General features: G+C 68.4%; 25 protein-coding genes. 14 read left to right on the top strand and 11 right to left on the bottom strand.

What is annotated here, in order from left to right; all coding sequences use genetic code 11:
• Window positions 1-503: 503 nt before the first annotated feature.
• Window positions 504-1,169: a TetR/AcrR family transcriptional regulator gene (locus OHA40_RS22550; protein ID WP_330228869.1), complete on the top strand. Its 666-nt coding sequence runs from the start codon at window positions 504-506 to the stop codon at window positions 1,167-1,169.
• A 79-nt stretch (window positions 1,170-1,248) separates the two neighbouring features.
• Here the strand turns inward: OHA40_RS22550 and OHA40_RS22545 are convergent, their stop codons facing one another.
• Together OHA40_RS22545 and OHA40_RS22540 are read right to left on the bottom strand one after the other, a co-directional pair.
• Window positions 1,249-1,476, bottom strand: coding sequence for a DUF3107 domain-containing protein (locus OHA40_RS22545; protein WP_330228868.1), 228 nt, complete (start codon window positions 1,474-1,476; stop codon window positions 1,249-1,251).
• A gap of 260 nt (window positions 1,477-1,736) precedes the next feature.
• Window positions 1,737-2,285 carry a YceI family protein gene (locus tag OHA40_RS22540; protein WP_330228867.1) on the bottom strand — a complete coding sequence of 183 codons (549 nt, stop codon included), beginning with the start codon at window positions 2,283-2,285 and terminating at the stop codon, window positions 1,737-1,739.
• A gap of 102 nt (window positions 2,286-2,387) precedes the next feature.
• Here OHA40_RS22540 and OHA40_RS22535 point away from each other — a divergent pair, with 102 nt between their 5' ends.
• Entirely contained in the window at window positions 2,388-3,233 is an 846-nt protein-coding gene (locus OHA40_RS22535) for a helix-turn-helix transcriptional regulator (RefSeq protein ID WP_330228866.1), read from the top strand.
• Window positions 3,234-3,242: 9 nt separating this feature from the next.
• Here the strand turns inward: OHA40_RS22535 and OHA40_RS22530 are convergent, their stop codons facing one another.
• The 3 genes from OHA40_RS22530 to OHA40_RS22520 are packed head-to-tail and all read right to left on the bottom strand — an operon-like array spanning window position 3,243 to window position 5,943.
• The gene (locus tag OHA40_RS22530; RefSeq protein WP_330228865.1) at window positions 3,243-3,944 is read right to left on the bottom strand and encodes a ferritin-like fold-containing protein; all 702 of its coding nucleotides are present in this window, start codon (window positions 3,942-3,944) and stop codon (window positions 3,243-3,245) included.
• 27 nt (window positions 3,945-3,971) lie between these two features.
• Window positions 3,972-5,027: an alpha/beta hydrolase gene (locus OHA40_RS22525; RefSeq protein ID WP_330228864.1), complete on the bottom strand. Its 1,056-nt coding sequence runs from the start codon at window positions 5,025-5,027 to the stop codon at window positions 3,972-3,974.
• Window positions 5,028-5,085: 58 nt separating this feature from the next.
• Window positions 5,086-5,943 (bottom strand): SCO6745 family protein, encoded by an 858-nt coding sequence (locus OHA40_RS22520; RefSeq protein WP_330228863.1) that lies wholly within the window; start codon window positions 5,941-5,943, stop codon window positions 5,086-5,088.
• 460 nt (window positions 5,944-6,403) lie between these two features.
• On the opposite strand from OHA40_RS22520, the gene OHA40_RS22515 reads away from it, so the two are divergent.
• From OHA40_RS22515 to OHA40_RS22490, 6 genes are all read left to right on the top strand, one after another.
• The gene (locus OHA40_RS22515) at window positions 6,404-8,080 is read left to right on the top strand and encodes a DEAD/DEAH box helicase (RefSeq protein WP_330234330.1); all 1,677 of its coding nucleotides are present in this window, start codon (window positions 6,404-6,406) and stop codon (window positions 8,078-8,080) included.
• A gap of 27 nt (window positions 8,081-8,107) precedes the next feature.
• Complete coding sequence (locus OHA40_RS22510; RefSeq protein ID WP_330228862.1) at window positions 8,108-9,337, top strand: Rv3212 family protein; 1,230 nt, start codon at window positions 8,108-8,110, stop codon at window positions 9,335-9,337.
• Window positions 9,338-9,462: 125 nt separating this feature from the next.
• Window positions 9,463-9,969, top strand: coding sequence for a nitroreductase/quinone reductase family protein (locus OHA40_RS22505; RefSeq protein WP_330228861.1), 507 nt, complete (start codon window positions 9,463-9,465; stop codon window positions 9,967-9,969).
• A gap of 236 nt (window positions 9,970-10,205) precedes the next feature.
• Complete coding sequence (locus OHA40_RS22500; RefSeq protein ID WP_330228860.1) at window positions 10,206-10,811, top strand: acid phosphatase; 606 nt, start codon at window positions 10,206-10,208, stop codon at window positions 10,809-10,811.
• Between the two features lie 248 nt (window positions 10,812-11,059).
• Complete coding sequence (locus OHA40_RS22495) at window positions 11,060-11,533, top strand: GNAT family N-acetyltransferase (protein WP_330234329.1); 474 nt, start codon at window positions 11,060-11,062, stop codon at window positions 11,531-11,533.
• 5 nt (window positions 11,534-11,538) lie between these two features.
• Complete coding sequence (locus OHA40_RS22490) at window positions 11,539-12,246, top strand: endonuclease V (protein WP_330228859.1); 708 nt, start codon at window positions 11,539-11,541, stop codon at window positions 12,244-12,246.
• On the opposite strand, the gene OHA40_RS22485 is transcribed toward OHA40_RS22490, so the two are convergent.
• Window positions 12,225-12,638 (bottom strand): hypothetical protein, encoded by a 414-nt coding sequence (locus tag OHA40_RS22485; protein ID WP_330228858.1) that lies wholly within the window; start codon window positions 12,636-12,638, stop codon window positions 12,225-12,227. The genes OHA40_RS22490 and OHA40_RS22485 overlap by 22 nt on opposite strands.
• A gap of 517 nt (window positions 12,639-13,155) precedes the next feature.
• On the opposite strand from OHA40_RS22485, the gene OHA40_RS22480 reads away from it, so the two are divergent.
• Both OHA40_RS22480 and OHA40_RS22475 read left to right on the top strand, forming a co-directional pair.
• Window positions 13,156-14,100 carry a diacylglycerol/lipid kinase family protein gene (locus OHA40_RS22480; protein WP_330228857.1) on the top strand — a complete coding sequence of 315 codons (945 nt, stop codon included), beginning with the start codon at window positions 13,156-13,158 and terminating at the stop codon, window positions 14,098-14,100.
• Window positions 14,101-14,352: 252 nt separating this feature from the next.
• Window positions 14,353-14,607, top strand: a complete 255-nt coding sequence (locus OHA40_RS22475) for a WhiB family transcriptional regulator (RefSeq protein WP_011211115.1) — start codon at window positions 14,353-14,355, stop codon at window positions 14,605-14,607.
• A 208-nt stretch (window positions 14,608-14,815) separates the two neighbouring features.
• Here the strand turns inward: OHA40_RS22475 and OHA40_RS22470 are convergent, their stop codons facing one another.
• Both OHA40_RS22470 and OHA40_RS22465 read right to left on the bottom strand, forming a co-directional pair.
• A complete protein-coding gene (locus OHA40_RS22470; RefSeq protein WP_330228856.1) occupies window positions 14,816-16,330 on the bottom strand; it encodes a sensor histidine kinase in 1,515 nt (504 codons plus the stop codon).
• Between the two features lie 22 nt (window positions 16,331-16,352).
• The gene (locus OHA40_RS22465; protein WP_330234328.1) at window positions 16,353-16,568 is read right to left on the bottom strand and encodes a biotin/lipoyl-binding carrier protein; all 216 of its coding nucleotides are present in this window, start codon (window positions 16,566-16,568) and stop codon (window positions 16,353-16,355) included.
• A gap of 89 nt (window positions 16,569-16,657) precedes the next feature.
• On the opposite strand from OHA40_RS22465, the gene OHA40_RS34765 reads away from it, so the two are divergent.
• Window positions 16,658-16,732 (top strand): 50S ribosomal protein bL37, encoded by a 75-nt coding sequence (locus tag OHA40_RS34765; RefSeq protein WP_022597109.1) that lies wholly within the window; start codon window positions 16,658-16,660, stop codon window positions 16,730-16,732.
• A gap of 76 nt (window positions 16,733-16,808) precedes the next feature.
• On the opposite strand, the gene rsrA is transcribed toward OHA40_RS34765, so the two are convergent.
• Both rsrA and OHA40_RS22455 read right to left on the bottom strand, forming a co-directional pair.
• Window positions 16,809-17,075, bottom strand: a complete 267-nt coding sequence (gene rsrA / locus OHA40_RS22460; protein ID WP_330234327.1) for a mycothiol system anti-sigma-R factor — start codon at window positions 17,073-17,075, stop codon at window positions 16,809-16,811.
• 26 nt (window positions 17,076-17,101) lie between these two features.
• Window positions 17,102-17,734 (bottom strand): sigma-70 family RNA polymerase sigma factor, encoded by a 633-nt coding sequence (locus tag OHA40_RS22455; RefSeq protein ID WP_330234326.1) that lies wholly within the window; start codon window positions 17,732-17,734, stop codon window positions 17,102-17,104.
• A gap of 305 nt (window positions 17,735-18,039) precedes the next feature.
• Between OHA40_RS22455 and ybaK the strand changes: the two genes are divergently transcribed.
• Complete coding sequence (ybaK, locus tag OHA40_RS22450) at window positions 18,040-18,534, top strand: Cys-tRNA(Pro) deacylase (protein WP_330228855.1); 495 nt, start codon at window positions 18,040-18,042, stop codon at window positions 18,532-18,534.
• Window positions 18,535-18,607: 73 nt separating this feature from the next.
• Window positions 18,608-18,976, top strand: coding sequence for a hypothetical protein (locus OHA40_RS22445; RefSeq protein WP_330228854.1), 369 nt, complete (start codon window positions 18,608-18,610; stop codon window positions 18,974-18,976).
• Window positions 18,977-19,098: 122 nt separating this feature from the next.
• On the opposite strand, the gene OHA40_RS22440 is transcribed toward OHA40_RS22445, so the two are convergent.
• The gene (locus tag OHA40_RS22440) at window positions 19,099-19,887 is read right to left on the bottom strand and encodes an SOS response-associated peptidase (protein ID WP_330228853.1); all 789 of its coding nucleotides are present in this window, start codon (window positions 19,885-19,887) and stop codon (window positions 19,099-19,101) included.
• Window positions 19,888-20,055: 168 nt separating this feature from the next.
• Here OHA40_RS22440 and OHA40_RS22435 point away from each other — a divergent pair, with 168 nt between their 5' ends.
• Window positions 20,056-21,564 (top strand): aldehyde dehydrogenase family protein, encoded by a 1,509-nt coding sequence (locus OHA40_RS22435; protein WP_330228852.1) that lies wholly within the window; start codon window positions 20,056-20,058, stop codon window positions 21,562-21,564.
• Window positions 21,565-21,589 lie beyond the last annotated feature (25 nt).

Genomic DNA, 21,589 nt, shown 5'->3' with positions numbered 1-21,589 from the left:
ACCTGGACGCGCCGGAGCCAGCCGGGTCGCGTGCACCGCGCCTCCCGGCGGACTTTCGCTCCGGTGGGTCGGTCACGCCAACCAGCGTCTCACAGGCTCGCTCCCCACTCACGACTGCGCCTCGCTGGCGCTCGGCTCCGTCGCGCGTGGCCGCACACTGTGTCCTCGGTTCTCTCGCTGACGCTCGCTCACGACTGCGCCTCGCCGGCGCTCGGCTCCGTCGCGCGTGGCCGCACACTGTGTCCTCGGTTCTCTCGCTGACGCTCGCTCACGACTGCGCCTCGCCGGCGCTCGGCTCCGTCGCGCGTGGCCGCACACTGTGTCCTCGGTTCACTCGCAGACGCTCGCTCACGGGCACACCGCGGGCCCGGTCGATGCGACAATTCTCACCGGGTGGCATCAGTTCTCCGGCCCCGATCCGCGGGCTGGCGACAACCGGGTATCGTTCATGGGATAACCCGGTGCACACCCCTTCTGCCGGGGAATCGACTGGGAGAGCCGAAATGACTGACCTCGTGGACCGGATGACGTCCCGCAGATCGTCGTCCGAGGCCATGGCACCCGCCAAACGCGGTACCCGGCTTCCGCGCGACGAGAGACGTCAACAGCTACTCGCCGCGGCAAGCGAAGTCTTCGTCCAGCGCGGCTACCACGCCGCGGGCATGGACGAGATCTCGCAGTGCGCCGGAGTGAGCAAGCCGGTGCTGTATCAGCACTTCACCAGCAAACTCGAGCTCTACCTCGCGGTGCTGCAGAACTATGTGGACATGCTCGTGTCGAGCGTGCGCCAGGCGCTGCGGTCCACCACCGACAACAAGCAGCGCGTGCGCGCGGCGGTGCAGGCGTACTTCGACTTCGTCGACAACGAGATGCAGGGCTTCCGCCTGGTCTTCGAGTCCGATCTGACCAGCGAGCCGCAGGTGCAGCGCCGGGTCGAGCAGGCCACCGAAGCGTGCGTGGACGCGGTCTTCGACCTGGTGGCGCACGACTCGGGCTTGGACCCCTACCGCGCGCGCATCCTGGCCGTCGGGCTGGTCGGCGCGAGCCAGTTCACAGCGCGCTACTGGCTGGAGGCGGATCGGCCGATCCCGAAGGAGGAGGCGGTCGACACCACCGTCTCGCTCGCCTGGGGCGGCCTGAAGCACGTGCCGCTGCACCCGATCGGCTGAACGGGCACAAAGACGAACGAGCCCCTGTCCCCGAGCGATCGAGGACAGGGGCTCGTTGCGTGCGGGCCGGAGGCCGGGATCAGACCGCGGCGAAACCGACGCGGCCGCCGGCGGGCGAGCCGATCTCCACATAGGCGACCTTCGAAGCCTGAATCAGGAACTTGCGGCCCTTCTCGTCGACGAGCGACAAGACCCCGCCGTCCTCGCCCAGCGCACCGGACACCAGCTTCTCGACCTCGTCCTGGGTCTGCGCGCTGTTGATCACCAGCTCGCGCGGGCTATCCGAAATACCGATCTTGACCTCCACGGCCAACCTCCGAACCTGAGAGTCCTGTGCTGTCGATCCCCAGGTTAGTGCTCCCCCACCTCTCCGGATCTTCTGGCCGTACCGGTCGGGTGACACTGGAATTGCGTTCAGGTCCTGCGTCGGGTGCCGCTCGAGTTCTGGGCGTACCCGGTGAGTTACCCGTGTACCTGCGAGATCAGTGGTCACGTCGGCAGTCGGAGATCGGGGCCTGCGATCCACCGGACGCTGTTCGCCCTTCGCGAACACCGTCCCCGCAGCTCCTATTTCGGCTCGATGAGCTGGATCTCCAGTTCGATCTTCACCGTGTCGCTGAGCATGCCGGGCAACGAGCCGCCGACGCCGAAATCGGTGCGCTTGATGGTGCCGGTGGCGGAGAAGCCCGCGTGCCGGTCGTTGGTCGGGCCGAAGTCCTGCACGCCGCCCCACTCGACCTCCAAGCTGACCGGCTTGGTGATCGTGCCGATCGTGGCCTGGCCCTCGACCTCGAACGTCTCCGCGACGACCACCGGGCTGGTGGCGCGGAAGGTCAGCGTCGGACGGTTGGCGACATCGAGGAAGTCGGCGGCGCGGACGTGCGCGTCCCGGTCGGGGTTCCCGGTGTCGAACGAATCGAGGTGGATCGTCGCGCCGATGGTGGCCGCGCCGGACTCGTCGACCACGAATTCGGTCTCGAATCGGGTGAATCCGCCACGCACCTTGGAGATGCCGAGATGGCGAATGGTGAAGGCGACCGAGGAGTGCGCGGCGTCCAGCGCCCAGGAACCGGCTTTCAGCTGAGTGGAGGTGGTGGATTCCGAGGTAGATGTCATAGCTCCGACAATGACCGGACCACGGTCCGTTAGCCACACCGCCGTTATCCTGGACCTGACAGGGCGCGGATAACCGTCCCTGGACCGGGCACGATGGGACGCATGGCTCGTAACGGATTCGCGGAGTTCCTCATCGCACGGCGCGCCGAGCTGCGACCGCCGGACGTCGGGCTGCCCGAGGGCGGACGGCGCAGGACGCCGGGTCTGCGTCGTGAAGAAGTCGCCGTCCGCGCGGGGGTCAGCGCCGACTACCTCGCCCGGCTGGAGCAGGGCCGCGACACCAACCCTTCGGCCGCGGTGCTCGATGCCCTGGCCAACGCGCTGCTGCTGCGCGGCGAGGACCGCCAGTACTTCAACATGCTCGCGCTCGCCTCGGGCAACGAATCGCGCTGCTCGCAATTCGCGGGTAGCGAGTCCGCCGAAGATCAGGTGCCCGCGACGATCGAGGCGATTCTGCGGGCCCTGCAGCCGACTCCCGCCTTCGTGGTCGGCCGGAAGCTGGACGTGCTGGGCTGGAACCAGGCGTGGGCCGATTTCGTCGCACCGCTCGGCCTGCTGGACGGTCCGGATCAGCCCAATCTGGCCTGGTACACCTTCATGCACCCCGCCGCGCGGCGCGTCCTGCACAATTGGGAACACGCCGCCGACACCTTCAGCGCCGCGCTCTGCCGCGCCAAACTCCATCGCCCGGGCGATGATTCACTCCTCGAGATGATCGAGGCACTGCGCGGAATCCCCGATTTCACCGACCGCTGGAAACCGCACCGGGTCGGCGCCTCGAGCTCCGGCACACTCCAGCTCGACCATCCGGTGCACGGGCCGGTCGAGGTCCCGTTCGAGACCCTGGAGGCCGACCGCGACCAGAGCGTCGTGGTCTGGCTGGCCGACCGGGCCAGCACGCACGCACCCGGCCTCCGGCTGGTCCCCAACCGCGCGGTGAACGAGTAGCCCCGCGCGTCAGATGCCCAGGACCGCCATGCGTTCGGCGTGGCTGGCCTGCATCCGCTCGAAGAGGGCGGCGATGCCGTTGAGATCGCCGGTGGCCGTGAGGACCAGGTCGGTGAGTTCGTCACGCTGCGCCATGACGTACTGGGCCTGGGTGATCGCCTCGCCGAGCAGCCGCCTGCCCCACAGCGTGAGCCGGTCGCGCTCGGAGCGGCTCTCGGTGACCGCCCGGCGCACCTCCTCGATGACGAATTCGGAGTGGCTGGTCTCGGCGAGCACGTCGCGCACCACCGCGGCGACGTCGGGAGCCAACGCGCCCGCGATCTCGGTGTAGAAGTCCGCGGCGATGCCGTCACCGACGTAGAACTTCACCATCGACTCGAGCCAGGTGGAGGGATCGGTGGAGGCGTGATAGGCATCCAGCGCCCGCACGAACGGCGCCATGGCGTCGAAGATATCGGCGCCGCGTGCGGCCAGCGCGGACTCGAGCGTCTTGAAGTGCTCCATCTCGGCCGCGGCCATCGTCGCCACCGCCACCTTGCCCCGCAGGGTCGGCGACAGTTTCGCCTCCTCGGCCAGCCGGTAGAACGCGGAGATCTCACCGTAGGCGAGCACCGCGAACAGATCGGTGACGCCCGGATGACTCGGGGGGATGGAGAGGGTTGCTGGGTCGGTCGACGAAACACCTGACGCGGCAGGTGACTGTGCTCCCATGCGCCCCAGCGTAATACTCGGCGCGGGTTACGCGGGGTCTGCCAAGAACTTCTCCAGATAACTCCATGTGGTATCGCGCGCGGTCGGTCCGGCCAGGATGCCCAAGTGGCTGCCGGGCGCGGTTTCGTACCGGACCAGTGCCGCGCCGGTGAGGGTGCGGGTGCCCGCCTGGACGGCGGCGGCCGGGGTGATCACGTCGGCGGGCCCGCCGATCAGCAGGACCGGCGCGGTCACCTTCGCCAGCTCGATGCGGCGCTCCCCCAGCCGGACGACACCGCGTCCGATGTCGTTGCCGAGAATCAACCTGCGCCACAGCTGGCCGTAGAAGCGGCCGGGATAACCGGGCATCTCGGCCATGAAGCGATCGATGGTCTCCATCCTGGCCAGCGCCTCGGTGCGCGCGATATTGTTCGCGACGAACCACGGCCGAGTCAGCTCGCGGTCCCAGGCGGTGACCTTGTAGCCGATCCGGGTCAGCGCCGCGGGCACGCCACCGGTCGCACGGATGACGGTGGAGGTGACCCGGCCGCCGGTGAGTTTCGCGACCGCGCGCAGCTGGGGGATGCCGGTCATGCGGTCGTAGTCCAGGGGCGAGCCGACGGCCGTGATGGACCGGATCGGGAGCTCGGGGTGCGCCGCCGCGGTCAGCAGGGCCAGCGTGCCGCCGATCGACCATCCGACCAGGTCGACGGGGCGTCCGTCGCGGTCGGCGCTGGTGCGCAGCATCGCCTCCGGGAGGATGCCGTCGATCCAGTCCTCGAACCCCATGCGCCGGTCCGCGAAGGAGATCTCGCCGTAGTCGATGACGTACGGATCGTGGCCGGTCTCCAGCAGGAACCGCGCCAGGCTCTGGTCGGGCCGCAGGTCGAAACAGGTGGCGGGCGCGGCCAGCGGAGGAACCAGCAGGACGGCCGAATCTCGTTCCGCCGCAACGCTGTCCGCGCGCTCGAACCGTCGCAGTTGCCGGTGCGGCCGATCCCACAGCACCGTCGAGGGAGTCGGGTCCGGCGTCTCGATGCCGGAGCCGAAGGTGAGGGCCCACGCGTTGCGCGCGGCGAGGGAGACAGTGTCGGCAAGGCTCACGGCAACGAATGTCCCACATGACGGTACCGACGGTAACAGGCAAGTCCCGGTTTCACGCCTACCGCTGCCCCATGCCGACCGGGTTGAGCGGCGGAACCACCGCTCTCTGCACGGTACGTACCAGCGGCTCGAGCGACGCGGTCAACTCGGCCATCGCGTCGGACGACAGCACGGCGAGGGCTCCCGTCCACGCGGCCTCGTCGGTGTCGGCCTCCACTCGGGCCAGCAGTTCGGCTCCGCTGCTGGTGAGCGTCGGGGTGATCGGTTCTCCGTCCACCACTCCCCTGGCCCGCAACTCGTCGAAGGCCTCCGCCCATTCCGCTTCCGACACCCCGCGCGCGGGCCGCATCACCGATTCCGGCGCCTTGCCCGCCGCGACTTGCGCGACCAGTGCCTGGCGTCCGGTCAGGCCGTGGGTGAGCAACGCGGCGACATGACCGTCACCGCGATGCTCACGCAGCGACGTGGCCAGCTGCCAGAGACCGGCCACCGGGTCGGCGGGCAGCGGCAAGGCCGCGTTCGCGGCGAACAGGGCCCGGCCGGTCGGGTCGGCCGCGCGCTGCACCGGGGCGAGCAATTCGACCGCGCGAGCGCACACCGCCTCATCCGCGCCGATACCGCGCAGCAGGCCGGTGACCAGGTCGAGCCTGGCCGCCGAGCAGCGCTGCGGCGTGGCCCGCTCCCATGCCTCCGGCAGCGCCCGATGCACCATGTCGGGATGGAATCCGGCGAAGAGCGCCTGCACCGTCGCCGGCGTCACCGCCCCGAGCGGAGCGGCGCGAAACGCGAAGTACGTCTGCCAGTAGCCACGCAGCCCGATACCGACGCCCGCCTCCTTGACGCCGGTTCCGAAATAGACGACATCGTGTAGCGGTTCGAGTGTGGCCCAGATTTGCCGGGCCGGATGAATTGCCATGTGGCGCAGCGTACGTCGACGCCCGGCGCCGCGAAAGCGCGCTGCGGGTTTCCACCTATTTCGATAGCGCGCCGCAGTGGCAATTCGAGCGGCGCACAATATCACGCTACAATCACCGTGGACAACGAAAAGTTTCGCTCGACGGAGTTGCCGGACGCCGCGCTCACGCGAACCCGCGGGACACCGCTGGGACCGCTGACAGGTTTCGGGTGCGAGGTTTTCGTTGGACAGGAAAATGTGCGCGCACCAGATCCGCGTCACCACTGCGCCGCGCCGATGTCTTGCGAGGTAGCCGCCGTTTTTCGGCCGGCGCCCGACATCCGGAGCGTGGCCGGGTGAGTATCGCTTGCGGAGTCGTGGTCGTCGCGGACCGCCCGGTCCGCCCCACCTCGTGCGCGCGGGACGTGATTACGAGGAAGGCACGAACCTGAGCAAGATCACAGTCGATCAGGAACCGGGACTGGCGGACACCCTGTTGACGGCCGAACTGGACGCAACGCATACCGCCCCGACTTTCACCGAATTGGGCGTGCGCGCGGAAATCGTCCGCGCACTCGGCGAGATCGGCATCGAACGTACTTTCGCCATTCAAGAACTGACCCTCCCGCTGGCGCTCGCCGGCGAGGATCTCATCGGTCAGGCCCGCACCGGTATGGGTAAAACCTTCGGATTCGGCGTGCCGCTGTTGCACCGCATCGCGACCGCCGAATCCGGTACGACGCCGTTGGACGGCACGCCGCGAGCGCTGGTCATCGTGCCGACGCGGGAGCTGTGCCTCCAGGTCACCAAGGACCTGGAGAACGCGGGCAAATACCTGACCAACCACCAGGGACCACTGCGCGTCGCGTCGATCTACGGCGGGCGCCCCTACGAGGCGCAGATCGAGGCGCTGCGCACGGGGGTGGACGTGGTGGTCGGCACGCCGGGCCGACTACTCGACCTCGCCGACCAGCAGCACCTGATCCTCGGCAAGATCGGCGTGCTCGTGCTCGACGAAGCCGACGAGATGCTCGACCTGGGCTTCCTTCCGGACATCGAGCGCATTCTCGGCATGGTCCCGGACAAGCGCCAGACCATGCTGTTCTCGGCGACCATGCCCGGCCCGATCATCACGCTGGCGCGCACCTTCCTCACCCGCCCGACGCACATTCGGGCCGAGGAGCCGCACGACTCCGCCGTGCACGACCGCACAGCGCAGTTCGTCTACCGCGCCCACGCCCTGGACAAGGGCGAGCTGATCGCCCGCATTCTGCAGGCCGACAGCCGCGGCGCCACGATGATCTTCACGCGCACCAAGCGCACCGCGCAGAAGGTGGCCGACGAGCTGGCCGAGCGCGGGTTCGCGGTCGGTGCGGTCCACGGCGACCTCGGGCAGATCGCACGCGAGAAGGCGCTGACCAAGTTCCGCAAGGGCACCATCGACGTGCTCGTCGCGACCGACGTCGCGGCGCGTGGCATCGACATCGACGACGTCACGCACGTCGTCAACTACCAGTGCCCGGAGGACGAGAAGACCTACGTGCACCGGATCGGCCGCACCGGCCGGGCCGGACGCACCGGCGTCGCGGTGACCCTGATCGACTGGGACGAGCTCACCCGCTGGTCGGCGATAAACAGCGCGCTCGGACTCGGTATCCCCGATCCGGTCGAGACGTACTCGCGCTCGCCGCACCTCTACTCGGAGCTCGGCATTCCCGAGGGCGTGACCGGCCTGGTGCGCAAGCCGAAGCCGGAGCGCGACCCGGACGAGGTCGTGGCCGAGCGCCCGGCCCGCGCCCCACGCAAGCGCAACCGCAAGCGCACCCGTGGCGGTCAGCCGATCGACGGCACGCCCGACGTCGCCGAGAGCGGCGACGACAGCGACGCCGACGATGCCGTACCGGCTACCGCCGACACGGATACCGCGGACCGGCCCGCGCGACGCAGGCGCAGGCGGCGCAAGCCAGCCGGTGACGCGACAGAACAGCCCGCGACCGACGAAGGCGCCGACGCTTCGACCGAGGGCGGTGCCGACGAGGCCGAGTCCGCCGACCGGCCTGCGCGTCGTCGGCGCAGGCGGCGCAGGTCCGCGGAGGGCGAAGCGGCGGCCGACGGCGCCGAGAGCACGGCCCAGGCCGCCGCTGCCGCGTCGGCCTGACCGTTCTGATCCGCTAGTCTCGCACTCGTGCTCGCACCCGAGCGGCGGACACGCGCCGACATCATCGCTGCCGTGGCGATCGCGGTTCTCGTGGTGGTCGCGGGGGTCGTGGTCTGGGTGCGCGGAGACGCGCACGGCACCGAATCGGTGACCGCGGCGACCACCGTGACCACCCCGGTCGCGGCCGAGCGGCTGCCCACTTCGCTGCGCGAACTGTGGCACGCGCCGGACAGCGCGAGCGCGCGAGCGCTCGTGTCCGGCGGCGTCGCGGTCACCGGCGCCGACGACACCGTCATCGGCCGCGATCCACGCACCGGCGATCAGCTCTGGAAGTACCGGCGCGACCTGCCGCTGTGCGGGATCGAGGGACAGTACGGCATGGTCGTGGCGGTGTACCGCGACGACCGCGGCTGCAGCCAGACCACGTTGCTGTCCGGGGACAGCGGCGACCGTCGCACCGCGCGCAGCAGCTACATGGATTCGAGCGTGCGGCTGTCGGTCGACGGTACCTACGTCCTCGCGCAGGGACCGCGGCGGCTGGAGATGTGGCGGTCGGATCTGGTGCGCACCGTGGAGTACGGCTTCGTCGACGCGCCGGTGAACGTGAAGACCCAACCGCGTAGAGGCTGCACGCTGCTCTCGTCGAGTTCCAGTCCGTCCCGGCTCGCCGTGCTGGAACGCTGCCCCGCCGACCCGGCCAACCGGCTCACCGTGCTCAACCCGGCGCCGAAGGACAACACGGTGCCCGAGGAGTACGGCTCGCACGTATTGACCGGCACCGGAATGGATTCCGCGGACGCCACGGTGGTCGCGGTATCCGACAGCCGAATCGTGCTGTACGTCCCGGGCATCTCCGCGGGCGCGGAGTCGCTGCCACCGCGCCTGGCGGTCTACGACGGAAACGGAAACCCCATCGTGGTGCATCAGCTTTCGGCGCCGCTGAGCCAGGACGCCACGACCACCCGGATCGGATCGGCCTACCTGGTCTTCACCGGCAACAGCGTGATCGCCTTGAACGGCAGCACATTCGACCCGCTGTGGACCTCCGGTACCGCCCTCGGCGCGCCCGCGCTCATGGCGGGCAAACTGCTGCTGCCCACCACCGGCGCGCTCGCCATCCTCGACCCGGCCACGGGTGCCGAGGTCGGGCGCATCCCGGTGGAGCGTCCGGGCTACACCGGCAGGCCCATCTCCCTTGCGGTACTGGGTAACACCGTGCTCGAACTGCGCGACGGCGAGCTGCACGCCCTCGGCTGAACGGTGTTTGTCGGGAGCCGGTTCGGCGCTACATCGGTTTTCCAGGTTCGGTGCAGCTTGCGGGCACACAGATGCCGCACGGCAGACCGCCCGAACTTGTCGGTGACCTGCGGCACACTGTGTGCATGAGCGAAACCGAGTCCACCGCATCGGAATCCAACCCCACGTCCTACGACGACCCGGACGCGCCGTGGAATCAGGAATACTCCGATGCGGAGATCGCCCACTGGAACAACGGCGTGATCCAGGAGTTCCGCGACAACAGCGGCAAGGTCGGCGGAGCCTACGAAGGCGGTGAACTGTTGCTGCTCACCACCACCGGGGCCAAAAGCGGTAAACCGCACGTGGTCCCGCTCGGCCTGCTGCGGCGTGGCGAAATCTTGTACGTGAGTTCGTTCATCGAGGGCAAGTACCCGGCCTGGTACTACAACGTGAAAGCCGATTCCCGCGTCACCATCGAGTTGGGTTCGACCACCTACCACGCCAGTGCGCGTGCGCTCGAGGGCGCCGAGTACGACGAGTTCGTGGGCTGGGTGGTGGCGAACAATCCGTTGCTCGCGGAGTACCAGGCCAAGGTCACCCGTTCGTTGCCGCTGGTTGTCCTCGAACTCGGGAAGCCGATCCGGCCGTGAGCGAGCGCCAGCGAGTGAACCGGAAACACAGCGCGCCTTCGCGCACGACGGAGGCGAGCGCCAGCGAGGCGGAGTCGTGAGCGAGCGCCAGCGAGTGAACCGGAAACACAGCGCGCCTTCGCGCACGACGGAGGCGAGCGCCAGCGAGGCGGAGTCGTGAGCGAGCGCCGGCGAGGCGGAGTCGTCAGCGGACCCGGCGCGGGAGGCGCTGCGCGGCCGCGGCCATGATGGGAGGCATGTCCGTACACGATGGCGTCCGCTTGGTCCTGCTCCGGCACGGCGAAACAGCCTGGTCCCGCGAGCGGCGCCATACCGGTCGCACCGATCTGCCGCTCACCGAGCACGGCGAGCGGCAGGCCGAGGCCGCCGGGCGCCTGCTGGACGCGCTGAAGCTGCGAAATCCGCTGGTGCACACCAGCCCTCGGCAACGCGCGGTGCGCACCGCCGAGCTGGCCGGGCTCACCGGCGCCGTGATCGACACCGACCTCGCCGAATGGGACTACGGCGCCTACGAGGGCTTGACCACCCCGCAGATCCGCGAGTCCGCGCCCGGCTGGACCATCTGGACCGGCGATGTGCCCGACGGCGAGTCCGCGGATCAGGTCAGCGCGCGAGCCGACCGGGCGCTGGCCACCGTTGCGCCGGTGCTTTCCGAGCGGGATATCGTGCTGGTGGGGCACGGCCACTTCTCCCGCGCGCTGATCGCCCGATGGGCCGAATTCGACGTCAGGGAGGGCTGCCGTTTCGCCATGTCGACCGGTGCGCTGACCGTACTCGGCTACGAGCACGACGCGCGCACCATCCACGCGCACAACCTGGTACCCAACGGAGCATCACTGTGACCGAAACCGTCCGCACCGCCACCGATCCCGGCGAGACCGATCCTCGCGCCGTCGACCGCGGCGCAACCGACCCCGGCGCGACCCAGTTCAGCGATCCCAGCGCAAACGACGCCGACGCCATCAACGCGAGCGCGACCCAGCCCGGCGATTCCAGCGCACACAATCCCGACGCCGGCAATGCGAGCGCGGCCGAGCCCGGTGATCCCAGCGCGAGTGAGCCGGACACCGTCGATCTCGGCGACGCGGTTCTGCGGCGCGCCGTCCCGTCCGACGTGCCCGCGCTGGTCGACCTCGTCTACGACCTGGCCGAGTACGAGAAGGCCCGACACGAGTGCTCGGTCACCGCCGAGCAACTGCGCACCGCGCTGTTCGGGCCGGAGCCGAAGGTCTTCGCGCACGTGGTGGCGGGCGCGACGGGTCTGCTCGGCTGCGCCATCTGGTTTCTCAACTTCTCCACCTGGGACGGCATGCACGGCATCTACCTGGAAGACCTGTACGTCAAGCCGGAGACCAGGGGCAAGGGCTACGGCAAGGCGCTGCTCACCGCCCTGGCGAAGGAGGCGGTGGACAAGGGCTACAGCCGCGTCGCCTGGTCGGTGCTGACCTGGAACAAGCCGTCGATCGACTTCTACGAGTCGATCGGTGCCGTGGTCCAGGACGAATGGGTCGGCTACCGGCTGGCGGGCGACGCGCTCAGCGAGCTGGCCGCCGAGGCGCGGTAACGCCGATGTCCTGGCTCGCGCGGGTCGATCGCGCGCCCTGGCCCACCACCGCCGAGGCGGCCATGGCCATGCAGGACGAACTGCGGCCGCTGGTCGATCCGGTCACACCGCCGGGAACCCGGTTCCGCACGGTGGCCGGACTCGACTCCGCCTACCACGACACCGGCACCGTCGCCGCCGCGGCCGTCGTCTTGGACGCCGCCACACTGCGCCCGGTATCGTCCGCCGTCGCGCACGGCGTCGCCGCCTTCCCGTACGTACCAGGCCTGCTCGCCTTCCGCGAGATCCCGACCACCCTGGCCGCGCTCGAAAAGCTCGACACCGCACCGGATCTGCTGATCTGCGACGGACAGGGACTGGCACACCCACGACGCTTCGGCCTGGCCTGCCACCTCGGACTGCTCACCGGGGTGCCGACGATCGGCGTCGCGAAAACCGTGTGGGGCGACTACGCCGAACCGGGTCCACAACGCGGCGCCGCCAGCGACATCACCATCGACCGCGAGGTGGTCGGACGCGCGCTACGCACCAGAACCGGCGTCAAACCGGTCTTCGTCTCCGTCGGGCACCGCATCGACCTCGACACCGCCTGCGCTCGAGTGCTCGCCGTGACCCCGCGCCACCGGCTACCGGAAACCACCAGGCACGCCGACCACCTCTGCCGGGCCGCGCTGCGCGACGTGGCCGAGAACTACTCCGGTTCCACTCCGTAGTCCTGCGCCATCCACCGCGTGGACGGCGGAGCGAACAGCAGCGCCAGCGCGGTGACCGCGACCAGCCCGAGCAGCGCGCCGTAGACCGGCTGGTGCGAGTCGGTGAGCAGCGACCAGGTGACCGGGAGCAGCAGCAGCTGGGCGATGACGGCGATGGCGCGGCCCCAGCGTTTGCCGAGCAGCAGGCCGACGCCTGCGGCCAGTACCGCACCGCCGAGGATGCCGAACCAGGCGGCCGTGCCGTAGCCGCTGGTCGCGGTCTGGTCGTGACCGAGCAGCCCGCGCACGACCAGCACGACCGCGACCACCACGGCGACCACCCCTTCGAGCGTCACCAAGCCACCGGCCGCCCGCACCGTCGTCGGCACCCGCGCCGAACCCTCGGCGCTCACGACTGCGCCTCGCTGACGCTCGCCTCCACCGTGCCCGCCGACGCACCGTGTTCCCGGTTCACTCGCTGACGCTCCCTCACGACTGCGCCTCGCAGACGCTCGCCTCCACCGTGCGCGCCGACGCACCGTGTTCCCGGTTCACTCGCTGACGCTCCCTCACGACTCCGCCTCGCAGACGCTCGCCTCCACCGTGCCCGCCGACGCACCGTGTTCCCGGTTCACTCGCTGACGCTCCCTCACGACTCCGCCTCGCAGACGCTCGCCTCCACCGTGCCCGCCGACGCACCGTGTTCCCGGTTCACTCGCTGACGCTCCCTCACGACTCCGCCTCGCAGATACTCGCCTCCGTCGTGCGCGACCGCGCGCTGTGTCCTCGATTCACTCGCTGACGCTCACTCACGCGGCAAGCCTACGACCCGGACAACCACGCCACCGGCCGGTGTAGATCGGCAGCGCATTCCACCGGGCGTCGCTCGCCGCTTTCCGGCCCGACGCAGCCGCCAACTAGGCTTCGAACGTGCGGACGTTGCTGATCGTCAACCCGAATGCCACCTCGACTACACCGGCGACCCGAGACCTGCTGGCGCACGCGCTGGAGAGCCGCACTCAGCTGACCGTTGCGCACACCCAGCACCGTGGTCACGCGGCGGAACTGGCGCAGTGGGCTGCTACCAACGAGATGGACCTGATCGTCGTGCACGGCGGCGATGGAACGGTCAACGAGACCATCAACGGCTTCCTGCCGCTGCCCGAGCTGGACGACGGCCAAGCGTGGCTGCCGCGCTTGGGCGTGATCCCCGGCGGCTCGGCGAACGTGTTCGCCAGAGCGCTCGGCATCTCACCGGACCCTGTCACCGCCACCAACCAGCTCATCGATCTGCTCACGGTGGCGTCCGATCGCCGCATCGGCCTCGGCACCGCCGACGATCGCTGGTTCTGTTTCAGCGCCGGCGTCGGATTGGACGCCGACGTTTGTGAGGCGATCGACGCGAGCCGCGCCCGGGGCCGCACCGCCACCCCGGCTCGTTATCTTCGAACAACTGTGCGACAATTTTTCCGCGCAAAACGCGCAGAACCGAGCGTTCGGGTCGAAATTCCAGGCCATGAGCCCGTAGCTGGCGTGCATTACGCCTTCGTTACCAACACCACACCCTGGACCTACTTGAACGCCACACCGGTCCACACCAACCCCGGAACCCGGTTCGAAACGGGGCTCGGCGTGTTCGCCATGCGCTCCATGGCGGTGGTTCCGACGCTCCTGCTCGCGCGTCAACTTCTCACGCCGAATGGAAACCCTAAGTCCCGCAATTTATTTCGCGAAGACAACGTTCGCACCGTACGAATCGAGTCCAAAGAACCCATCGGCCTGCAAATCGATGGCGACTTCATCGGGAAGCGCAACGTGGTGGACTTCACGGCGGTGCCCGACATCCTCGCCGTGGTAGCGCCACAGCCACACTGAGCACGAAACGCCGGGAAAAACATCGCGGTTGTGCTGCGAAAAGCAGGTAGAGCGAGTACAAAGGACCGGGCAGGCTCCCCCTGCGGGGGCCTTCAGAGCGTGAGCTTCCCCACGGTGCACCGCATACCTATTGACATCTACGGTGTTCGTGAAAGCATTCACAAGCAACCGTGCGGAAACATTCGAGTCGCACAAGTGAACGATCCACAAACCATAGGCGCCCTGCGCGGCGCCCAGCAAAGGAGCAGAGGAATGGACTGGCGCCACAAGGCCATCTGTCGCGATGAGGACCCTGAGCTGTTCTTCCCGGTGGGTAACAGTGGTCCGGCGCTCGCGCAGATTGCCGATGCCAAGCTGGTCTGCGCTCGCTGCCCCGTAACCGCCGACTGCCTGTCCTGGGCCCTGAAGTCCGGACAAGACGCCGGCGTGTGGGGTGGTATGAGCGAGGACGAGCGCCGGGCGCTGAAGCGCCGGAACGCGCGCACCCGCACCCGCACCGTCGTTTAAAAGACGATTCCGCCTTCCGGGCCATTCAGCAGCCCGGCCCGGTAGGCATTTTCAGCCCGGCACCTAAGGTGCCGGGCTGTGTTGTTCGGGTAGCTGTTCGATTGGCAATGCCTGTCCGCACTCCACTCGAAAGCGGTTGATTGCCAAGGTGATCGGGTCCGCCGCGGGCGACCCCGGGTGGCCGCCGACGCGTGCCGGTATTCCGCTCTCAGCGGCCCGAGCGGCGCCCCAGGGGAACGCGGAGGACGGCATCGGTGCCGATGTCGGCGCCGGGGTGCAGGCCGATGGAACCGCCGAGTTCGGCGGTGACCAGGGTGCGGACGATTTGGAGGCCGAGGCGATCGGAGGATTCCAGGCTGAAACCTGGGGGCAGGCCGCGGCCGTCGTCGCTGATGATCACGTCGAGCCAGCGGGCCGAACGCTCGGAACGGATTGTCACCGTGCCGTTTTCGCCGGAATCGAAGGCGTGCTCGATGGCGTTCTGCACCAGTTCGGTCAGCACCATCACCAGCGGGGTCGCGCGTTCGGCGGAAAAGACGCCGAGCGAGCCGGCGCGACGCACTTTGATGCGCGCGGTGTGCACGGTGGCGACATCGGCCATGATCGGCAGCAGCCGGTCGACGACCTCGTCGAGATCGACCTCCTCGTCCACCGACATGGACAGCATCTCGTGCACCGACGCGATCGAGGTGACCCTGCGCACCGACTCGGTGAGCGCGACCTGCGCCTCCTCGTTCTCGGTGCGCCGGGCTTGCAGGCGAAGCAGGGCGGCGACGGTTTGCAGGTTGTTCTTCACCCGGTGATGGATCTCCCGGATGGTGGCGTCCTTGCTGAGCAGCGCGCGATCGCGCCGCTTGACCTCGGTGACATCGCGAACGAGCACGGCGGCGCCGGCCAGTTCACCGTGCGGGCGCAACACGAGCGTGCGCAGCAGCACGGTGGCGCCGCGCGCCTCGACCTCCATGCGCCGCCCGGTCCGCCCGGCCAGCGCCGCCTGGATGTCGCCGACCACTTCTTGCGCGTCGAACGGGTCGGTGATCAGCGAACGGGTGGTGACGGCGAGATCCTGTCCGGCCAGATCGGACTGTAAGCCCATCCGGTGATAAGCCGACAGCGCGTTCGGGCTGGCGTAGCCGACGATGCCCTCGGTGTCGAGCCGGATGAAACCGTCTCCCGCGCGCGGGCTGGAATGGGTGGCCGCGCGGTCCTCTGTGGTCGGGAAGGTGCCGTCGGCGATCATCTGGCACAGGTCGTCCGCGCACGCCACGTAGGCACTCTCGAGTTGGCTGCGCACCCGGGAACGTTGCATATCGGTATCCCGGCTGAGCACCGCGATCACGTCGTCGCCGCAGCGCACCGGGATCGCCTCGCGGATCGCGTGCACCGGATGCGGGTGGTAGACGCCGGATGCTTCGACCTCGCTGTCGGCGCGCGCGATCTCTCCGGTCGTCAGCGCGGCGAACACCTGCGGATGCTCGGCCCGCCGGGCAACCATGCCGACCAGGTCCTCCAGGTGCACGGTGGGCGCGGTGGTCGGGCGGCACTGTGCGACGCACACGATATCCGCTCCCTCGACCACCGGACCCGCACCGACCCACAGCAACAGGTCGGCGAAGGACAGATCGGCCAGCAGCTGCCAATCGCCCACCACCCGCTGCAGATGGTCGACGGCGACGCCGGGTAGGTCGGTGTGCTCGGCAAGTAGCTCGCTCAGTGTTGCCATGAAGGTCTACCGCTGGGATCGCTCAGGAAATGACCGCGATGAGATGCCCGGCTTTGATCGCGTCGCCTTCCTTGACGCCGATCGAGGTCACCGTGCCGCCGGATTCCGCGACCACCGGGATCTCCATCTTCATCGACTCGAGGATCACCAGCGTATCGCCCTCCACGACCTGGTCGCCCTCTTCGACGACCACCTGGTAGACGACCGACACCAGTTCGGCGAGCACTTCCTCCGCCATGGCACCCCATTCCTCGTTGGCCTGTATCCGCTGACGGTACAGCCAACCACACATGAAACAATGGCCTTCAACCAGAAGGGAGACTACTCATGGGTAAGCGCGGACGTAAGAAGCGCAGCCGCAAGGGAAACGCGGCCAACCACGGCAAGCGGCCCAACGCCTGAGCACGCTCGGCCCGCACAACGCGAAGCGGCACGCACTTCCAGCAGGAAGGCGTGCCGCTCGGCATGTGCGAACCGGTCAATCGGAGGTCTCGACCGAACTCTCGGTGGCGATGACCGCGCGGCGCAATTCGATGGTCAGACGCTCACGCAGCGCCTCGGGCGCGCGGTCACCACCGCACTTACGGCTGAGCAGGCCCTTGATCTTCTCCTCGATGCCATAGGCCTCGATACACGGACTGCAGTGCTCCATGTGGTGCTGCAACCGGGCACGGGTCGCATCGTCGCACTCCCCGTCCAGCATCAACCACACGTCGGCGATTACCGCCGTGCAGTCGAGCTCCATGTCGGGGTCCCGCTCGCTGCGCTCGCTCACTGGTTGACCTCCTGGCGTTCCCCCGAACGGTTGAATCCACGCTCGCGCGCCACGTCGGCGAGCAAACCCTTCAGTTGTTTCCGGCCGCGGTGCAACCGGGACATCACCGTACCGATGGGGGTGCCCATGATGTCGGCGATCTCCTTATACGGGAAGCCCTCGACATCGGCGTAGTACACCGCCATACGGAATTCCTCCGGCAACTCCTGCAGCGCGGATTTGATGTCGTCGTCCGGCAACGCGTCCAGCGCCTCGACCTCGGCGGAGCGCAGGCCTTGCGAGGTGTGCTCGGCGGTCGCGGCCAACTGCCAATCGGTGATCTCGTCCGTCGGGTACTGCGCAGGCTGCCGCTGCTTCTTGCGATAGGAATTGATGTAGGTGTTGGTCAGGATCCGGTACAGCCAGGCACGCAGGTTGGTGCCCTCCCGGAACGATTTGAACCCCTGGTACGCCTTGACATAGGTCTCCTGGACCAGGTCCTCGGCATCCGCCGGGTTCCTGGTCATGCGCAGCGCGGCGCCGTAGAGCTGGTCGAGCAGCGGGAGCGCGTCCCGCTCGAACCGCTGTGTCAGCTCGGCATCGTCGACGGCTGCGACATTGTCGGCCACCACGTCATCGTCGCTCGTCACACCTGTCCCTTCGGTCGCCGTACCTGCCAAATCTACCGGCAACGGCACATCGACCGAGAACCCGCCTTCCGTCGGCGATACTTCGGTCCATACTGGGCGATCGTCGAGCAGCACGGGCACCGGCATCTCCTTCACGTCTCCATAGGGCCTGCTCACGCGATGGAAATCCATCCGAGCGCTGTGTATCGCCTACAACATGCGCCGCCCCCGCGGTGTTCCCGCGGCCACGGGATCGCGGCGTAAGCCCAGGAAAACCCGGAAAATCCGTTGCGGCCGCGGCTTGCCCCGCCGCTAAGGTTTCGGCCATGGCAGCAGGCTCGACACCGGCGATCCGCACGTTGACCCAGGCCGAGGTGGCCCACCGGGTGCACACCTACACACACGATCCGCGCGCCGACTCCTACGGCACCGAGGCGGTCGAGGCCCTGGCCGCCGGACTCGGGGTCGCGGCCGAGCAGATCTTCAAGACGCTGGTCATCGAGCTGGCCACCGGTTCGCTCGCGGTCGCGGTGCTTCCGGTGCCGAACACGTTGTCGCTCAAGGCCGCCGCCGCGGCGCTCGGCGCGTCGAAGGCGAGCATGGCCGACAAGACGCGAGCGGAGAAGACCACCGGATACGTGCTCGGCGGTATCTCTCCGCTCGGCCAGCGCAAACCGCTGCCCACCGTGATCGACGACTCGGCGTTGTCCTGGGACCGCGTGCTGTGCAGCGCGGGCCGACGCGGGCTGGAAATCGAGCTGGCGCCCGCCGATCTGATCCGGCTGACCGCCGCGGTGACCGCGCCGGTGATATCCGCGTAATCCAGCCGTATCCGCCGCGATCTGTGCGTTACTTGAACCGGCCAGATGGAACCGACTCGAGGATGTGATGCGAATGTCCGCGCATGAGCGTTTGCGCACCATGATCGTCGTGTTGTTCGGAACTCTCGTCGTGGCTCTCGGTTCGGTGACGGTCCTCGCCCCGGAGGCCGCCGCCGCGCCGAGCAGCCCGGCGGTCACGCAGGTCAGCGGTTACCCCTTCGACTTCGGCGGTCGCGGCACCGATAACGACTACGGCTTCGACTTCGACGGGCAGGGCAACGATGACGCCCCAACCGGTCAGGGCATGTTCGAGAAGGGCGAACAATCCGAGAAGGCCGAGAAGCTCGGCGGGAACCTCACCACCAAGCTCATCGACCTGGTCGCCGGGGTGATCAAATGCGGGCTGAATATCGCCACGCCTAGCGTGAAGTGCAATCTGTAATACCTCGTGGCGCCGCGTGTTCGCGGCCCATCATGGCTCGTGTCCGAGCGACCGCCGCCGCGACTTCCGCGGACCTGTCGTCCGCTCGGACACGAGGCCGGGCCGGGAATGGGCAACGCTCGTCAGAGCAGGCTGATCTGCCCGGTAGGCTCCTGATCCTCCACTCGGGCAAGTAGTTCCGGACCGTTGTTGCGCACGCTGTTGACCAGCGCCGGGACCGGACGCGGCACGATTGCGGCGACGGCCTCCTCGCTCGGGGTCTCCAGCAGCGTCGCCGGGGCCGGATGATCCGGGTCCAGCCACGCGTCCCAGTGTTCCCGCGGCATGGGCAGCGGCATGCGGTCGTGAATGCGGGTCAGGTCGCCGACCGCGTCGGTGGTCAGGATGGTGCACGACAACAACGGCTCGCTCTCCGGCTGGGAACGATCGCGCCACACCGACCACAGACCCGCCATGTAGAGCCGGGAACCGTCGGCGTTGGCCATGTAGTACGGATGTTTGGCGACTTTGCCTTTCGCGCCCGGCTCGGCGTTCGGTTCGACGACCCACTCGTACCAACCGTCCATGGGCACCAGGCAGCGGCGGTACTTCACGGCGTCGCGGAAAGAGGGCGTGGTTGCGGCCTTGTCGGCGCGGGCGTTGAACAGCGGCTTGCCCTTGACCGGCACACCGGGCTCGGCGGCCTTGGTCCACACCGGGATCAGTCCCCAGCGCATGCGCCGGATACGACGCTTCGGATCGTCCTCCTCATGTCCCTGGTCGTGCCGTTCGACCACGGTGAGCACCGGGGTGGTCGGGGCGACGTTGTAGTTGGTGAAAGCGCCACGATCCTCGGTCTCGGTTTCGTCGATGGCGTCCAATTCGGCCGCGAGCCTGCCCGGGTTGGTCGTGGTCGCATAACGTCCGCACATATCCCGATACTCCCACCCGGCACCGACAGAGTCGGGAAGAATTGATACATAGCTGATGACCTGGTGAGAGTTTTGACATAACATCCTCTCATCGGAAGGGCGGTCTGCCCGTCCACTCAGGCGTGCGCATCGACCGGCCACCGCAGACGGCAAAAGGAGAGACCCACTGTGACAGCAACCGACACCAAACCGGCCGACCACGCCACGGCCCTCACGTCGGTCAATCCGGCGACAGGCGAGGTGATCGGCACACACGTCATCGCTGACGACGCCGCGGTGGCCGCCGCGGTCGCGAAGGCCCGCGCGGCGGCGGCCACGTGGGGGGCACTGAGTTTCGACGAGCGGCGCGCGCATCTGCTGCGCTGGTCGAGCAAGCTGGTGCAGAAGTCGGAGGAGTTCTGCGAGCTGATCCACGCCGAGAACGGCAAGCCGCGCGACGACGCCTTCCTCGAACTGATGCTCGCGCTCGAGCACATCTCCTGGGCGGCCAAGCACGCCAAGAAGGTTCTCGGCCCCAAGCGGATCTTCCCCGGCGCGCTGATGTCGAACTTCAGCGCCCGGATCGAACTGCGCCCGCTCGGCGTCGTCGGCGTGATCGGCCCGTGGAACTACCCGGTCTACACGCCGAACGGCTCGATCGCCTACGCGCTGGCCGCGGGCAACACCGTCGTGTTCAAACCGAGCGAATACTCCACCAGCATCGGCAATCTCCTTGCCGACGCCTTCGCCGAGGCCAACCCCGAACTGCCCGAGGGCGTCTTCGGCACGATCAACGGTTACGGCGCCACAGGTGCGGCGCTGGTCCGCTCGGACGTCGACAAGATCGCCTTCACCGGCTCGACCGCCACCGGCAAGCGGATCATGGCCGCGGCCGCGGAGAAGCTCACCCCGGTGCTGCTGGAGTGCGGCGGTAAGGACGCGGTGATCGTCGCCGCCGACGCCGACGTCAAGGCCGCCGCCGACGCGGTCGCCTGGGGCGCCACCGCCAACAGCGGCCAGACCTGCGCGGGCGTCGAGCGGGTGTACGTGGACCGCGCGGTGCGCGACGAGTTCGTCGCCGAGGTCAAGCGGATCCTCGGCGACATCGAGCCCGGTTCGGACGACAAGGCCGCCTACGGCCCGATGACCATGCCGAGTCAGGTCGACGTCGTGCGCCGCCACATCGAGGATGCGCTGAAGAACGGCGGCACCGCCGTGCTGGGTGGCCCCGAGTCGGTCAAGGCGCCGTTCATCGAGCCGGTCGTGCTCGTCGACGTGGACGAGACCTCCGAGGCGGTGTGCGAGGAAACCTTCGGCCCGACCATCACCATCCGCACCGTCGACGGCGTGGACGAGGCGGTCGAGCTGGCCAACAAGTCCAAGTACGGCCTGTCGTCCGCGGTGTACTCGAAGAAGAGCGGCCTGGACATCGCACGCAGGCTGCGTGTCGGCGCCACCTCGGTGAACTCCGTGCTCGCCTTCGCCGCCATCCCCGGTCTGCCCTTCGGCGGCGTCGGCGACTCCGGCATCGGTCGTATCCACGGCGAACCCGGCCTGCGCGAGTTCGTCCGTCCGCACTCGATCGCCGTGCAACGCTTCGCCGTTCCCGGCATGGCCCTGCTGAGCTACACCCGCACCGCCTCCACGATGAAGCTGCTGCGCAAGGTCGTCCCCATCCTCCACGGCCGCCATAAGTAAGAAACCCGCATCATGGGCCGGGTAC

Origin of the sequence: Nocardia sp. NBC_00508, from assembly GCF_036346875.1 — a bacterium.
Lineage (GTDB): Bacteria > Actinomycetota > Actinomycetes > Mycobacteriales > Mycobacteriaceae > Nocardia.
Note: the sequence above shows the minus strand (reverse complement) of the source record. Positions and strands in the feature narration are given on the sequence as shown.